The following is a 15,954-nucleotide window of genomic DNA, read 5'->3' on the forward strand; positions in this document are numbered from 1 at the left end:
TATTGCGGCGCAGGGGCTGCTTTTTATTTTGAGGTCAAAAAGGATAGCGCTGTTACATTGATGATGATATACTGTGATCCTATTGGAGGGGATAAAGATGAAGAAACCTATTATTGCTGTAGATATGGATGACACCATATGTCATCTGGTCAAGCGAGCCATCTATCATAACAATATCCATTTCCCAACCCATCCGCTGCGATATGAGGATATGATACATTGGGATACATCCCATTTGCGCCATCCGGATTGTACACATGATGTATTTTACGGTCGACCAGGGCTGTTTGAGGAACTGGAGATTTACGATGAATATGTGGTAGAAGAGGTGGAAAAGCTCCATCAAGCCTATGATCTGCTGATCCTAACCGCGGCTGAGCCCAAAACGGTTGTAGAGAAGTGGAATTGGCTCCAGAAGCATATGCCATACATATCTCCAGAACAGTTTATAACCTGTAAACGGAAGAACTTGATTAACTTCGATCTGTTAATTGATGATGGAGCACATAACCTGATACCTGCGATGAATGACGGAAAAAAAGTCATCTGTATCCCTCATCCTTGGAATATAAATGAACGGGAGCAGCATCAGTTTCCGTTGATGACGTCTTGGAAAGGTGCAAAGGCTTATGTAGATCGTCTGCTTGAAACAGAACAGGAAGAAAGCCGATTTTATCCAATAAAGGGATGAACCCAGAGAAGGAACGGAAGGTAGGAACACTTAATTCAATGGTTCTGCTCTGAAGTTCCTGCGATAGCCCTGCGGGGTTTCTCCTGTAATTCGTTTAAAGACGGCGTAAAATGAATCTACATCCCGGTAACCTACAAGTTCAGCAATTAAACTGACTTTATGTTGTGAATTCTTCAGCAATTCACAGCTTTTTTGTATGCGCAAATGTTGCAGGTAAGAACCAAACGTCCGCCCGGTATGGGTCACGAACATGCGTCCAATATGTCTTTCGCTCCAACCAGAAATATTCACCAGTTCGCTTAAACGGATTCGTTCGTGAACATGCTGGTCCAGGTAATGAAGAATATGTTCCATATCAGTCGCATGTTCCTTCACATTACAGGTAGCTTGATGAAACTGTCTGTACGTTGTCACGACGAGTTGGCTAACAAGCGTGTACAGGATCGTGGAAGAACCGATTCCCGGAACGGCAGATTCACGGTACAGCTTTACCATTAATTCCTCCAGCAGTTGGCTATAATCTGTGATGGATACATAAGGAATTCGATTCATCTCCAGGTCTGTCAGATGGTTTTGAATCTCAGTCTCCTGAATCATAATGGACAAGGTGTGGATCAGTTCGGAATTGAACAGACAGTTATAGATAATGAGTGGATGCTCTGATACATTTGCGGTAGCCGGACGGAACACATGAGGTACGCCGACCGGAATGACAAATAACATGCCTTTGTGTACCGGAATAATATCGTCACCAATGTGATGAAAGCCCTTTCCTTCTGCCACATAACTATACTCAACAAACTCGTGTGCGTGAAAAGGAACCACAAAATCCTCGGAACATCGGTTCACGAACAGCTTCAGATTATTTTGAAAAAAGGATTCGCTCTTGAACAGTTGTATGGTTGGATTCACGAGACAGCCTCCTTGGTTGGAATGACCAGATTACCGGGTTAAACTGTCCTCATTGCCGGGTATTTCCGATCACAGAATCGATATAATTATATCGTAACCTTGAATAGGAAACCACGATGGAAAGGGATGTTTCTCTGATGTTGACCGTAAGTCATCTGCGTTGTGAGTATAGAATAAATCCGATTGGACTAGATATCACGTCGCCCAGATTAAGCTGGCATTTGCAATCCGATCACAGAAATTGTGTACAGTCAGATTATCAAATTCAGTTGTCACGGACGGAAGATTTTGCTCAGATGGAATGGGATTCTGGCAAAAAAAGCTCTGATCAGTCCATTCATGTTGAACTGGATCAATGGGTGCCCGAAGCACGAACCCGTTACTATTATCACATTCGTGCCTGGGATCGTGCAGGAGATGAATCAGACTGGTCGGAGACAGCGTATTTCGAGACGGGATTCATGGGTAGGGAAGATGCCTGGCAGGCGGAGTGGATCACAGTCGATCCTTCCTCTCAGCAGGATGAGTCTTGCCCACGACTGCGTACCTTGTTTGAACTGATAAAGCCTGTAACATCGGCAAGAATTTATGTGACAGCACTTGGATTGTATGAACTTCATCTGAATAACCAGAGAGTGGGTGAAGCATACTTCACCCCCGGCTGGACCAGTTATAGTAAGCGATTGCAGTATCAGGTCTATGATGTTACCGATCAGCTTCAGAATGGACAGAATATACTCGGTGCTTATCTGGGAGATGGCTGGTACAAAGGACATTTGGGATGGGAGAAAAAGCAGAAGATATACGGTACGAACGCAGGCTTGCTGCTGGAACTTCATATTCATTATACCGATGGTTCAGAAGAACGTATTATTTCGGATCGAAACTGGAAGAGTTCCCCCAGCGCCATTCGCAGCTCGGACATTTATATGGGCGAAACGTATGATGCACGTATGGAATCTGAATGGCAGGATTCATCCTCAGTCCAATGGTCGCCAGTACGTGTGCTGGATTACTCGAAGGAGATTATTATTGCACAAGAGAACGTTCCCGTAACGCCAATAGAGCAAATTAAACCGATTGCTTTGCTTACAACTCCACTGGGAGAGCGTGTGCTGGATATGGGACAGAATATGGTCGGTTGGGTAAGATTCAGCATTCAGGGTGAAACGGGGCACACCGTTGAGTTGCTACATGCCGAGATATTGGATCATAAGGGTAATTTCTACACTGAAAACCTGCGTGGGGCAACGCAGTGCATTCGTTATACCCTAAAAGGCGGTGCAGTAGAGACGTACGAGCCACGTTTCACATTTCAGGGATTCCGTTATGTGAAGTTGATTGGATTCCCGGACGAGATTCGGCTCGAGGATTTCACCGGTGTAGTGCTGCATTCCAATATGGAGCGAACCGGTGATTTTAAAAGTTCCAGTTCACTCGTGAATCAGCTTCATCACAATATATTGTGGGGGCAAAAAGGGAATTTCCTTGACGTACCGACAGATTGTCCGCAGCGGGATGAGCGGCTGGGCTGGACGGGAGACGCACAGATGTTTATACGCACATCCTCATATCTGATGAACACAGCGCCTTTTTTCACCAAATGGCTGAGGGATCTGCAGTCCGATCAGGGAGAGGATGGAGGCATTCCTTTCTATGTTCCTGATTTGAGGAGCTCGACGTCAGACGGATGGGGGGATACGAATCATTCTTCCGCTGCCTGGGGGGATGCCGCAGTGATCTGTCCATGGACGATCTACGAGATGTACGGGGATGTCAGGCTGTTGGCCGAGCAATATGACAGCATGAAGCGCTGGATTAATTACATTCATGCTCAAGGAGAGAATCCTTACTTGTGGAATACTGGTTTCCACTTTGGGGATTGGCTCGGGCTGGATTCCAAGCCGGACAGCTATATTGGAGCTACAGATAAGGATTTCGTAGCAACTGCATTCTATGCTTATTCGGTTTCTCTAACACGGAAGGCTGCTGAGGTGTTGGGGCATACAGAAGATGTAACTTATTATGATAAGCTGCATGACAACATTGTTGCTGCATTTCAAAATGAATTTGTGACACCTGCGGGCAAACTTGCAGTCCCCACACAGACCGCGCATGTGCTTGCTTTGCATTTTGACCTATTGGATTCTACAGCTCGGAAACGGACCATTGATCAATTGGGAAAACTGGTTGCGGATGCAGGAAACCACTTGACCACCGGTTTTGTTGGAACACCTTATCTGAATCCGGTATTGAGTGATACGGGGCATCATGATCTGGCCTATACGCTGCTCTTTCAGGAAGACTATCCATCCTGGTTATATCAAGTGACACAAGGTGCGACTACGGTTTGGGAGCATTGGGACGGAATCAGGGAGGATGGCAGTCTGTGGAGTGCAGACATGAATTCGTTCAACCATTATGCTTACGGCGCCATAGGGGAGTGGTTATATCGTTATGTTGCCGGAATTAACACAGATGAGCAAGAGCCAGGGTTCCGCATCGTACACATTGAACCCAAACCAGGACCTGGACTGGAGTGGGTGGAAGCGAGCTTCAAGACCATGTACGGTTCTGTCACATCCAACTGGTATCACCGCGATAATAACGAGATGCAGGTACATGTGACCATTCCTGCCAATACGACGGGCACGGTCCTTCTTCCTGGAGCAGATGTGCAGACGGTTGTGGAGAACGGAAAAGCTTTGGATCAAGTAGCGGACATTCATGAAATTCTAACGCAGGGATCAGATGTACGAATTGCTCTGGGCTCAGGAAGCTACCAATTCACATACAAGGTACTTGAAGCGGATCAGGAAGTCCACGCACAACAGGTGGAGTCAGTATAACTGGGTGTATTAGAGGAATCTGCCAACAGGATCGTGAACTAATATAATAGTGAAAGCTGGACCCGAGTAGAGGATCTGCACACGCAGGTTCTCTTTTTTTTTACTTGGAAAGAGACACTTTTCAGCATTTCGATACGAGGCTCAAAAATTAATGATGCAATGAAGGGAGAAGGCTATATTTGACGACTGGAAAAATATTAGGTATTGCATACAATGTCATTCCTGTATCCAATGTTGAACAGTCCGCCGCTTGGTTTGTCAACCATTTTGGATTTAATATTAGACAGCCAAGAGAAGGCTATATCAGCCTTTTTAGAGACAATAGACCGATTCTCGATCTGATTGAAAGTGATCATGATTCCAGAGCCGTATTCCAAGTGAAGCAGAAAAAGAGATGGGTGATCACCTTTTTCACGGACGATATCGTTAAACTCCATACTGAACTCACTGCTGGTCATGTCCGTGTTGGGAAAGTTAGTGATGAGGGCATATACGGAAAGTTTTTTACTTTTGAAGATCTGGACGGTAATCTGTTCGACGTCTGGGAGCATCACGACTGTGAATTAATATATTAGGGTGAAGGAGCATAGCAATATCAATATGAGTAAGGAGGACGTATGCAGAATGAGCAAAGAAAAAGTCAGACTGGTTAAACCTTCAGCTGAATACAAAGAAGCGTATGTAGCATTTTATGAAGATTGGGTTGCAAGCGGAGAATCAATGGTACCGTGGGTCATTACGAAAGAGCCTTATCCTTATGAAGAGATGTTAGCTTTTTTGGAACGCAGCGAACAAGGCATCGATATCCCGGAAGGCTGGGTCAGAGACAGTACATACTGGCTCGTGACGGAGAGTGAGCGAGTTGTTGGAGCCGTAAATATACGACATGAATTGAATGAGAAGCTGTTCCATAGCGGAGGGCATATTGGTTATGGAATTCGTCCAGGCGAGCGACAGAATGGATACGGTGCGGAGATCCTCAAGCTTTCCTTGGAAATTACCAAACATCTCGGAATTACCAAAGTATTAGTCGTATGTAACGCCCATAATGAGGCATCCAGAAGAGTTATTCTTCGTAACGGGGGCATTCAGGACCAAGACTATGTAGAGCCTGACGGAAATATCGTTGAGCGGTTCTGGATAGGTAAATAGCTAATGTCGAATAATGCTGAAAATTGGGGTGATTTAACGAAAATAATATAGATTATGATTGTATTACTAACGTTTGCTGATTAAAATAAAGCTTAGAATCTGGATTGCGGCCGGAAACTATCATCCTATCAGGCATAAGTGAGGTTTTACTATGAATCAACCGGTTAATCGGCCCCGGCATATTGAGTATCTGGATCTCTATCGTGCTTTTGCAATTATGGCAGTGGTCGCCATTCATGCGACTTCAACAGCCGTTGCACATTATCCCAAGCACACGTTGGATCATAACTTTTATTATTTTTGGAACAGCTTTCTGCAATTCGCCGTACCTGCATTTTTGTTCTTGTCCTCATTGGTGTTGTTTTATAATTACAGCTCCAAGATGAAGGAAAAGGGCTGGATGCTCGCTTTTTATAAAAAGCGATTATTTTATGTTTTTGTGCCTTATCTGGCCTGGTCACTCATTTATTTTATCGTCAAACAATGGCTAGCAGGCAAAGAGCCTCTGGCACATGTGAAGCAGTTCTCGGAGCAATTGTTAACGGGTACTGCACATACGCATTTATATTTTTTTCTGATTATTTTGCAATTTTATGTGGTTTTTCCACTGCTTCTTTCGTTAACACGTTACCGTTTATTTAATCGATATTTACCGTTGTTCTTTATTGCGGCGCAGGCTGTTTTTTACGCACTGCATTTGCAGTTTCATTTCTCACGGATGGGGAGTTTGCTGCCCAGTTACCTGATTGTTATTGGATTCGGTGCTTGGATTGGGTTGAACTTCGATGCGGCATTGAAGAAATTGTTCTCGTACCGTTATGTGCTGATTGCTGCATTGTTGAGCGGAGGAGCAGTCTTTATTTACGGCAATACTTATATAAAAACGGCTTTCGCCGCAACTCCGGCGCTAACCTATACGCTGCTATTTCTATTCCGTAATCTGTTTACCCTCTCAGCCTGCTTACTCTTACTGATCGTATGTGAACGAATAGGTGCATGGAACCAGAATGGATCTAATCGGACAACTCGCATTCTGAACTCTTTGGGTACGGTGGCGTTTGGTGTATTTTTAATACACCCATTAGTGCTTTTGTTCTGGAGAAGAGAGCTTTCCGTGGAACTCGCTCCACACTTCAGCCTGGGCATTATGCTGTCTTATGTTGTGGCAATTCTGCTCTCATGGATGATTGCCATGGGACTTAGAAGAATGAAGTGGGGATGGGTTCTGATCGGACGTTAACGTTGGGTAGACTGTGAAATGATGAATATAAAGTGAAGCCGAAAAGAGAGATTTCAAGCCCTGTAATTTTCAGTGGATGACTTGAAATCTCTTTTTTATTTGTCCAAGAGGCGTTATTATGGACTAATGTCCAGAAAATTCAAGTAATGGTATACATATCGTTGATGTCAGGAGTGATGGGATGAAGTTTATCATTATTTTTGGTCCACAGGCTGTGGGGAAAATGACGGTGGGTCAGGAATTGGAGAAGATCACCGATCTGAAATTGTTTCACAATCATATGACGATTGAACTGGTGTCACCTTATTTCAGTTATGGTACACCTCAAGGAAAGAGACTTGTTAATCTGTTCCGTCAGGAGATTTTTGAAGAAGTGGCGAAGAGTGAGCTGCCCGGTTTGATTTTTACATTTGTGTGGGCATTCGATATAAAAGAGGATTGGGAGTACATACGCAAAGTCAGTGCGTTGTTCGAGTCCAGAGGTGCAGAGGTATATTATGTTGAACTGGAGGCTGATCCGACCGAACGAGTGGAGCGTAACAAGAGTCCACATCGGCTGCTGCACAAAGCAACGAAGCGTAATATCGAATGGTCTGAGCAGGACCTGCTTTCGAGTATGGAGAAATATCGGTTGAACTCAGAGCCCGGAGAAATTACGCATGAGCATTATATTCGGATTAATAACACCAATAAGAGCCCGAAAGACGTGGCGCAGCTAATCCAAGAACGATTCAAACTGTAATTATAAGGGGAGGCGAATAAAGTATGTATCTCATTTTGGCTCTAATAGTAGGATTTGTTCTGTGTCTTCTGTTCCCATATGGTACGATTTTGGTAGGTGCTATTATATTTGCACTTGTTGCAGACAATTATCGTCAGACCATGAGTATGCGCGAGGATATTCGTTCCATTAAGCATCATCTAGGACTGATGCACAAGGGTGAAGCGGAAGAGTACCAGATCGATAAACAGTTAACCGATATGGATCACTTGGACTCGGATCAGTTGAAGATCATTAATCGAAGAATTGAAGCAGAGCTGGAGAAGGAAAGCAAAAAGAATAAATCATGATCAAACACTACACGAAAAGGGAAAAGGATTGGCATGTTACGCCGTTGACTGATGATAGTCTTGAGATGATATATGTCTGCGAAAAAAGTGAGCAAATCGTGACAAAATAATAATAATTAATTTTTTTGTATGCCATTTTTCATCATTCGGACACATTAAGTCCTCCTCTAGGGAGGGCTTTTTTTGTTTATTTATGATCGGAATTCAGCAGGATTTTAAGAGGCGGATAATCAAAAAAATAGCGAATAAGTGCAAGCGCTTTTAATCTGGAATGACGCTAAAATGTTCATAAACGTACTTATTAATTTTGGTTTATAAGTGGACGAAGTGGAAGGTGAGTAGTAGGCTGTCTGACACAGATCTGGTGCAGGCAGGTATTGAAATTATCGATCTAATGCTCTCTGTGTAAGTATAATTCACTGGATAAAACGTCATGCTAAGGGCGTGGTTTGTGAGGGAAGGTAAATAGATGCAGATTCGATATGCGCAAACAGAAAAAATACAAAGCGACTAAACAGTTCCATTTAGACATTCAAAAAATGGTTGTTAGGGGTAAAGCATCATCGATTTTTATGTTGCACAATGTAGAAAAATGTAATACCATGAACGCACATATAGTTAACATTGATGTGAAATGGGCAAGGCCAGTGACCTCGTAGAAGGTACGGTTTGCCTTTTTCTGTATATTGGAGTGGATAAAGTGAAGATCGAGAAGGTGTTAAACAATAATGCTGTAGTTGCGATGAAAGACGAACGTGAAGTCATTGTCATTGGCCGGGGAATTGCTTTTCAGAAGCGAGCCGGTGATGAGGTGTCCGAGCAGCATATTGATAAGATATTTACTTTACAGAATGAAAATATTCAGGAAAATTTCAAGGCATTAATCGCGAGCATACCACTGGAATACATGAAAGTGTCTGAGGAGATTATTGCCTATGCCAAGCTGAAACTGGGCAAGAAGCTCAATGAGAGCATCTACCTGCATCTGACAGATCATATTCATTTTGCCATTGAACGTTATCGTAACAATCTGCCCATCCGTAATGGATTGCTCTGGGAGACCAAGCAGCTTTACAAGGATGAATATGAGGTAGGGCTGGAAGCGCTAAATATGATTTGTGATCAGTTTGGTGTGCTTTTGCCGGAAGATGAGGCGGGTTTTATGGCACTTCATTTTGTGAATGCAGCACTAAACGAAGAGATGCCTAACATTCGAAGTATGACGCAGGTCATGCAGGAGATTCTGACGATCATCAAATATCATTTCAAAATGGACTTTGACGAGAACTCACTGAATTATTATCGATTTGTGACCCATCTGAAGTTTTTCGCTCAACGGCTGGTAAAAGGCAAGCATTACAAGAGTAACAACGACGATGAGTTATTCGAGATGATTCAGAAAAAGTATCCAGAAGCGCACAAGTGCTCGGAGAAAATTCGAAAATTCATTGAAAACAACTACACGTATCAACTGACTAACGAAGAAATGATGTATTTAACCATTCATATTGAGCGTGTGGTACATGCCACATCTGAGTAACGATATTACAAAATAAAGATTCTTAAAAAAACGCTTGCAATAGTTCAGAAGTTATTATATTATGAATCCATAAAGTAAGCGCATACATCAATCGGATTGTAACTGTTCAATCAGGCAATTCCGATACTTCCGACCACTCTGGTCCGTAAAGATGGGTTGCAACTTACTTTAAGATGAAGTTGTTAGTGTAACAACTGAATATCGCTGTGTACAGCCTTACAGGGTTGCAACCGTTAAGGGCAAAACCTGAATTGCTGAATATCACGACTTGTTTCCGGATTTTTCGGTACGTTGTGTATGTTCAGTAGTTCAGGTTTTCTTTGTTTCACAAGCATCGGGAGTCTACTTAGAGAGGGAGAATTACTATGAACTACGATCAACTGGCCAAAGACATTTTGTCTGGTGTAGGTGGAGCTAAAAACGTAAACAGTGTATTCCATTGCGTAACCAGATTGCGTTTTAAACTCAAAGATGAAAGCGTTGCTAAAACGGAAGAACTTAAAAATCTGCCGGGTGTCATTACCGTTATGCAGAGTGGTGGACAGTATCAGGTCGTAATCGGCAATGAAGTGCCGGATGTATATAAAGCCGTAGTAAAGGCAGGTAACTTGTCTGCTGAAGGTCAAGTAGATGAGACAGATTCAGATTCAGGTCCAAAAGGCAGTTTGTTTAACCGCTTTGTAGATATGATTTCTGGTGTATTTACTCCAGTGCTTGGATTACTCGCAGCGACGGGAATGATTAAAGGTTTCACTGCTATGTTCGTGTCCTTGGGTTGGGTAGACAATACTGCTGGTACGTATGCATTATTAAATGCCATTGGGGATTGTTTATTCTACTTCTTCCCGATCTTCCTTGGATACACAGCTATTAAAAAATTCGGTGGAAGTCCATTCCTAGGTATGGCCATTGGTGCATCATTAGTCTATCCAACACTTGCAGGAATTCGTGCTGGAGAACCGTTGTACACTTTATTTGCAGGCACACTGTTCGAATCACCGATTCGGATCGAGTTTCTAGGTATACCGGTTATTTTAATGGATTATGCTTCATCCGTTATTCCGATTATCTTAGCAACGTTCTTTGCGGTCAAAATCGAACGTTTCTTCAAAAAGGTTATGCCTAAAGTAGTCAGCAATTTCCTAGTTCCATTTTGTACTTTACTAGTTATTGTACCACTTACGTTCTTGGTAATTGGGCCGGTTGCGACATGGGCGGGTCAACTGTTAGGTGCATTTACATCTTCGATTTACGGACTGAGCCCTTTACTTACAGGACTTGTAATCGGCGGTTTGTGGCAAGTATTCGTCTTGTTTGGACTCCACTGGGGACTCGTTCCATTGGCATTCGTTAACCTTGCAACGCTTGGTTATGATTCGATTCTGGCATTGTCATTTGCAGCTTCCTTTGCTCAAATCGGTGCAGTGCTTGCGGTTATTCTGAAAACGAAAAGTCAAAAAATAAAAACACTCGGTGCACCTGCGTTTATATCTGGTATTTTCGGTGTCACTGAACCAGCGATTTACGGCGTAACATTGCCACTGAAAAAACCGTTTATCATGAGCTGTATTGCTGGTGGTATTGGTGGTGGTATCCTTGGTTTTGCCGGAACTAAAGGTTATATAATTGGTGGTCTTGGAATCTTCGGTTATCCGAGCTATGTAAGTCCTACAGAGGGTATGAATTCCGTATTCTTCTGGACGGTTGCAGCAACCATTATTGCATTCATCCTTGGTTTCATCTTGACGTATGTTGTTGGTTTCAAAGATCCGGTGGACAAAGCGGCTACACCAGCTCCAGCCCCGGTACTCGATCCAAACCCGAACAACAGATATGAAATTTTCAGCCCAATGGCTGGTGAAGTGGTTGAACTGAAAGAGATCAATGATGTTACCTTTGCAGGAGAGCATATGGGTAAAGGGATTGCGATTCGTCCAACCAGCGGCAGAGTTGTATCTCCAATCACGGGAGTTGTACAAACGGTATATCGCACCAAACACGCTATTGGACTTGTAACGGATGATGGTGTTGAGATGCTGATTCATATCGGACAGGATACCGTGCAATTGAAAGGTCAGCATTTCACAGCTCATGTAAAAGATGGCGACCGTGTTAATGTGGGCGATCTGATTATGGAATTTGATCTGCAAGCGATCAAGGATGCCGGGTATGAGACAGTTACACCGATTATTATTACGAACACGTCCAATTATCTGGATGTAGTGGGCACGAAAGATGCATCTGTGAAAGAGAAAGATAAATTGATCACAGTGCTCGGTTAATTAAACGTTCATTATGGATAGGAGGCAGATGTGAATGTATGAAAAATTAACAGCCTTCCCGGAGAATTTTCTCTGGGGAGGAGCAACGGCAGCGAATCAGCTTGAAGGAGCCTATCTTGAAAGTGGCAAAGGGTTAACTACAGTCGACCTGATCCCCACAGGGGCTAATCGCTTCCCTATTGCTTTGGGTAATCTCGATTCATATGAGCCGAAAGATGGAGAGTTTTATCCTTCGCATGAAGCGATTGATTTTTACCATCGGTATAAAGAAGACATTGCGCTATTCGCGGAAATGGGATTCAAGTGCTTCAGAATGTCCATTGCCTGGGCACGGATTTTCCCTAATGGTGATGACGCTGAGCCGAATGAGGCAGGATTGCAGTTTTACGATGATGTCTTCGACGAATTGTTGAAATACAATATTGAACCTGTGGTCACCATCTGTCACTTTGATGTCCCTGTGCATCTGGTCGAAACATATGGCGGTTGGAAGAACCGTAAGATGATTGGTTTCTTTGAGACTTATGCAAAGACTTTGTTTAATCGTTACAAGGACAAGGTCAAATACTGGATGACGTTTAATGAAATCAATATGCTGCTGCATCTTCCGTACATTGGAGCTGGTATTGTTCTTCAGGAAGGTGAGAATAAAGAGCAGGTTCTCTATCAGGCAGCGCATCATGAATTGGTTGCGAGTGCTCTGGCTGTAAAGGCCTGTCATGAGATCATTCCAGGTGCACAGATTGGCTGCATGCTAGCAGCGGGCATGGTTTATCCGTACACTTCCAATCCAGACGATGTATGGAAAGCCATGGAGCAGGATCGGGAGTCGTTCTTTTTTATCGATGTTCAGTCCAAAGGAGCGTATCCTGGGTATACGAAGCGTTTCTTCAGAGAAAACGAGATCGTCATTGATATGCAGCCGGAAGATGCAGATATTCTCATGCAGAATACAGTTGACTATATTGGATTCAGTTATTACGCCAGTCGCTGTACAAGTACCGATCCAGAGATTTTGAAGGATTCGACCGAAGGTAATGTGTTTGGTTCAGTGAAAAATCCGTATCTTCAAGCTTCCGAATGGGGCTGGACGATTGATCCGAAGGGTCTTCGAATTACCTGCAACCAGCTGTATGACCGTTATGGTAAACCATTGTTTATTGTGGAAAATGGACTTGGCGCAACGGATGTGTTGCTGGAGGATGATACCGTTGAAGACGATTATCGTATCGACTATCTGAATCGTCATTTTGCCGAGATGGCTGAAGCCATTCAGGACGGGGTTGAGCTTTTGGGTTACACGAGCTGGGGACCGATTGATCTGGTCAGTGCGGGTACCGGGGAGATGAAAAAGCGATACGGTTACATTTATGTAGACCGGAACAATGACGGAAGCGGCACACTTCGCAGAGTGAAAAAGAAAAGTTTCCATTGGTATAAAGAGGTTATTGCCAATAATGGAGCGCAATATTTTTAACTCCAGGTGTAGTCCCTTTTGAGTATACGAAGAGCAGTCTCGTTGACGCGGGATTGCTCTTTGCTTATAGGGATGAATTTGACTCATGATTTGTTTCACATATATAATCAAGAGATCAAGAGAATCTTGTCACTTAAGAAGGGAGGAGCATCCAATCATGAAGAAAAAATCACTTGCATTTATATCTACGGGATATGGATACTCCACTGCTGTCTTTTTCTAGAATCTATTCCAAGGGAGAAGTGCGCCCAAATTAGGAAGAAAACTAGGGAATAACGCAGAAAAATCTTAAGAATGACGAGGTAATCAACATGAAAATCGACAAAATTACTAGAAAAAATCCAGCTAATATGCCAGCTCCTGTAGGACAGTACACGCATATTACAAGAATTCCGAGGAATGCAGAGTTGTTCGTGACGTCGGGTCAAATTGGAGCAGATCGTAGCGGACACTTTCCAGAAAGTCTGAATGAACAAGTCACGAATACATTCAATAATATTAAAACAGTACTCGAATCCGAGCATTTAGATGCCGAACATATTATCAAAGTTAACATATGGGCAACGGAGAAAATCGATTGGGATTTCTTATACGCTGAGTGGGGACAATTATTCAGTCATGATTATCCTGCGATGACAATTGGATATATTACGGAATTAGGTTTACCAGAAATTAAAATTGAAATCGAAATTTGGGCAGCAAAAGTGTAGAACCAATTAAACTTATTTAAACCATGGAGCTTCAATAGAAGCACCATGGTTTTTTTTGGTTTCTTTATTCGTGAGAAATGGTATGGCGATCATCCATGCCATTATGAGTGAATGTAAATGTTATGGCACTTGCAGACTCTGATAGGCATTCAGTCGCCCATACGTCCAGTAGACACCGGAGCCGGATACGGGATCGGATGCGAAGCATAGGGCATCGCGAATCTGGGCATTGGTTTTCCCTTGAGCAGCCAGTAATGCAGCCACTCCCGCTACATGGGGAGCCGCCATGGACGTTCCGCTTAGATAAGCATAGGAGCCGCCCAGGTATGTGGACAAAATGCTATCACCCGGTGCAGCCATATCTACCCACGATCCATAGTTTGAGAAATTCGATTTGAGATCGGAAGGATTGGTTGAAGCTACCGCAATGACGTTGGGATAAGATGCAGGTACAATCGGATACGAAGTATTATCATTACCTGCTGCCGCGATGATGACAGCGCCCCGATCCCATGCATATTGCACGGCAGCTTGAAGGAAAGCTTCTCCCGTTGGCCCACCGAGACTCAGGTTAACGACTTGAATACCGTTGTTGGCCGCGTAAACAAGTCCGTTTCCGACGTTGCCCGTTGTACCTTGTCCATTGTTGTCCAACACTCGTAGCGGGACAATCGAAGCGAGCGGTGCCACACCAGCAATGCCAACTCCATTATTGGTTATAGAAGCTGCAATTCCAGCTACATGGGTGCCGTGCCCGTTACCATCTTCGGGAATACTATCATAATTAACGTAATCGTATCCGGGAAGGAGCTTGCCAGCAAGCTCAGGGTGGTTTAACTGCACGCCAGTGTCAATGATCGCGATTTTCACCGAGCTGTTACTCTGGGAAATATCCCAGGCAGCAGGAGCATTGATTTTTGGTAGATTGTACTGGTAAGGAAAAAACGGGTCATTTGGCGTAAATGATGCCTGTAGGTAGTAGTTCGGTTCAGCGTGCTCGATGAGCACATGGTCCTTGTAGTGCTTCAACATACGCTGCATTTTCTTTCTTGATTAAATGCGATACCAGCCCAGATCTTCATACGTTTCGGCTACGTTACATTTTGCTTTTTTATGCAGAGTGTACATCTCGTCGGATGTCGTACCTTCCTTGAACTTGATTAACAGCTGCTTGGGTGCGTGGGGATGAAACTTTTTGGCTGCAAGTTTATCTTCCACATAACGATATACGAACCCAATGGCCAGCAGAGCTGCAGCAGAGATTCCTAGCGATAACCACATATGTTCTCCTCCCTCGAATTTTGATTGATGACACGCCTTATCGTATGCAATCCCTATCAAATCGCGCGGGCTTTCTTTTATTTTGGTTAGTCGTTTAGATAGATTGATAGGAAGAGTTTATTTCGGTAGAATTGTAAACAGAGAGCGAACTTGCGCTTAGTTGGATTCGTATACGGAGCTGAAAAGGGGCTCGAAACTAAAGATAAGGAATGTGGATTTTATGACACACCTTCAGGCCACACCGAGAGTGATAGCTATTCAGGAACACCAAATGAATGATGCAATTGATTTTGCCATGCGTGTTCGCAAAGAAGTATTTCCAATGCTGGATCATGGGAAATTACCTGTAGATCTGGAGCAATTCAAAGAACGTTATCTGGATGCAGCCGATGCTATATTTCTGGTTGCTGTCACCGAAGACAAAGAGATTGTGGGTTCCATTGGCATCCTGCCTTATAATGGGCGTATCGAAGTTCTGAATGGACGATATCCTGAGCAGTCTGCTGCCGAAATTGTGAAATGTTATGTGGATTCTAAATATCGCAGATACGGTATCGGTTCACTCCTCGTAAGAGAACTGGAGAACGTGGTGGCAGAACTGCACTATACAACGTTGTATTTGCATACACATCGCTTTTTGCCTGGAGCCGTGGATTTCTGGAAACGTCAGGGATATGTGGTTGTAGTGGAGCAGGACGATGATTGGCAGACGGTGCATATGGACAAATTGCTGCAAAATAAGTGATTAT

At 43.6% G+C, this 15,954-nt stretch carries 15 protein-coding genes; 12 read left to right on the forward strand and 3 right to left on the reverse strand.

What is annotated here, in order from left to right; translation table 11 throughout:
- Positions 1-97: 97 nt before the first annotated feature.
- Entirely contained in the window at positions 98-691 is a 594-nt protein-coding gene (locus HW560_RS18190) for a 5' nucleotidase, NT5C type (RefSeq protein WP_090902484.1), read from the forward strand.
- Positions 692-721: 30 nt separating this feature from the next.
- Here HW560_RS18190 and HW560_RS18195 read toward each other — a convergent pair whose 3' ends face one another.
- A complete protein-coding gene (locus HW560_RS18195; RefSeq protein WP_179264158.1) occupies positions 722-1,603 on the reverse strand; it encodes a helix-turn-helix domain-containing protein in 882 nt (293 codons plus the stop codon).
- A 137-nt stretch (positions 1,604-1,740) separates the two neighbouring features.
- Between HW560_RS18195 and HW560_RS18200 the strand changes: the two genes are divergently transcribed.
- From HW560_RS18200 to HW560_RS18245, 10 genes are all read left to right on the forward strand, one after another.
- Positions 1,741-4,452, forward strand: a complete 2,712-nt coding sequence (locus tag HW560_RS18200; RefSeq protein ID WP_179264160.1) for an alpha-L-rhamnosidase — start codon at positions 1,741-1,743, stop codon at positions 4,450-4,452.
- Positions 4,453-4,631: 179 nt separating this feature from the next.
- Positions 4,632-5,027 carry a VOC family protein gene (locus tag HW560_RS18205; protein WP_109998375.1) on the forward strand — a complete coding sequence of 132 codons (396 nt, stop codon included), beginning with the start codon at positions 4,632-4,634 and terminating at the stop codon, positions 5,025-5,027.
- A gap of 49 nt (positions 5,028-5,076) precedes the next feature.
- A complete protein-coding gene (locus HW560_RS18210; protein WP_090900242.1) occupies positions 5,077-5,604 on the forward strand; it encodes a GNAT family N-acetyltransferase in 528 nt (175 codons plus the stop codon).
- A 151-nt stretch (positions 5,605-5,755) separates the two neighbouring features.
- A complete protein-coding gene (locus tag HW560_RS18215) occupies positions 5,756-6,844 on the forward strand; it encodes an acyltransferase (RefSeq protein ID WP_179264162.1) in 1,089 nt (362 codons plus the stop codon).
- Between the two features lie 181 nt (positions 6,845-7,025).
- Positions 7,026-7,586, forward strand: a complete 561-nt coding sequence (locus HW560_RS18220; protein ID WP_090900236.1) for a DEAD/DEAH box helicase family protein — start codon at positions 7,026-7,028, stop codon at positions 7,584-7,586.
- A 23-nt stretch (positions 7,587-7,609) separates the two neighbouring features.
- Positions 7,610-7,915, forward strand: coding sequence for a DUF456 domain-containing protein (locus tag HW560_RS18225; protein WP_090900233.1), 306 nt, complete (start codon positions 7,610-7,612; stop codon positions 7,913-7,915).
- Between the two features lie 700 nt (positions 7,916-8,615).
- Positions 8,616-9,455 (forward strand): BglG family transcription antiterminator LicT, encoded by an 840-nt coding sequence (licT, locus tag HW560_RS18230; RefSeq protein WP_179264164.1) that lies wholly within the window; start codon positions 8,616-8,618, stop codon positions 9,453-9,455.
- Positions 9,456-9,820: 365 nt separating this feature from the next.
- Positions 9,821-11,737 (forward strand): beta-glucoside-specific PTS transporter subunit IIABC, encoded by a 1,917-nt coding sequence (locus HW560_RS18235; RefSeq protein ID WP_090900227.1) that lies wholly within the window; start codon positions 9,821-9,823, stop codon positions 11,735-11,737.
- Positions 11,738-11,771: 34 nt separating this feature from the next.
- On the forward strand, positions 11,772-13,214 hold the full coding sequence (locus tag HW560_RS18240) for a 6-phospho-beta-glucosidase (RefSeq protein WP_179264166.1): 1,443 nt from the start codon (positions 11,772-11,774) through the stop codon (positions 13,212-13,214).
- A 311-nt stretch (positions 13,215-13,525) separates the two neighbouring features.
- Entirely contained in the window at positions 13,526-13,924 is a 399-nt protein-coding gene (locus HW560_RS18245; RefSeq protein WP_090900221.1) for a RidA family protein, read from the forward strand.
- Positions 13,925-14,044: 120 nt separating this feature from the next.
- Here HW560_RS18245 and HW560_RS18250 read toward each other — a convergent pair whose 3' ends face one another.
- Together HW560_RS18250 and HW560_RS33900 are read right to left on the reverse strand one after the other, a co-directional pair.
- Positions 14,045-14,956, reverse strand: a complete 912-nt coding sequence (locus tag HW560_RS18250) for a S8 family peptidase (RefSeq protein WP_257031359.1) — start codon at positions 14,954-14,956, stop codon at positions 14,045-14,047.
- 21 nt (positions 14,957-14,977) lie between these two features.
- Positions 14,978-15,205, reverse strand: coding sequence for a hypothetical protein (locus tag HW560_RS33900; RefSeq protein WP_257031360.1), 228 nt, complete (start codon positions 15,203-15,205; stop codon positions 14,978-14,980).
- A 220-nt stretch (positions 15,206-15,425) separates the two neighbouring features.
- Here HW560_RS33900 and HW560_RS18255 point away from each other — a divergent pair, with 220 nt between their 5' ends.
- Entirely contained in the window at positions 15,426-15,950 is a 525-nt protein-coding gene (locus HW560_RS18255) for a GNAT family N-acetyltransferase (RefSeq protein ID WP_090900215.1), read from the forward strand.
- Positions 15,951-15,954 lie beyond the last annotated feature (4 nt).

Origin of the sequence: Paenibacillus sp. E222, from assembly GCF_013401555.1 — a bacterium.
Classification (GTDB): domain Bacteria; phylum Bacillota; class Bacilli; order Paenibacillales; family Paenibacillaceae; genus Paenibacillus.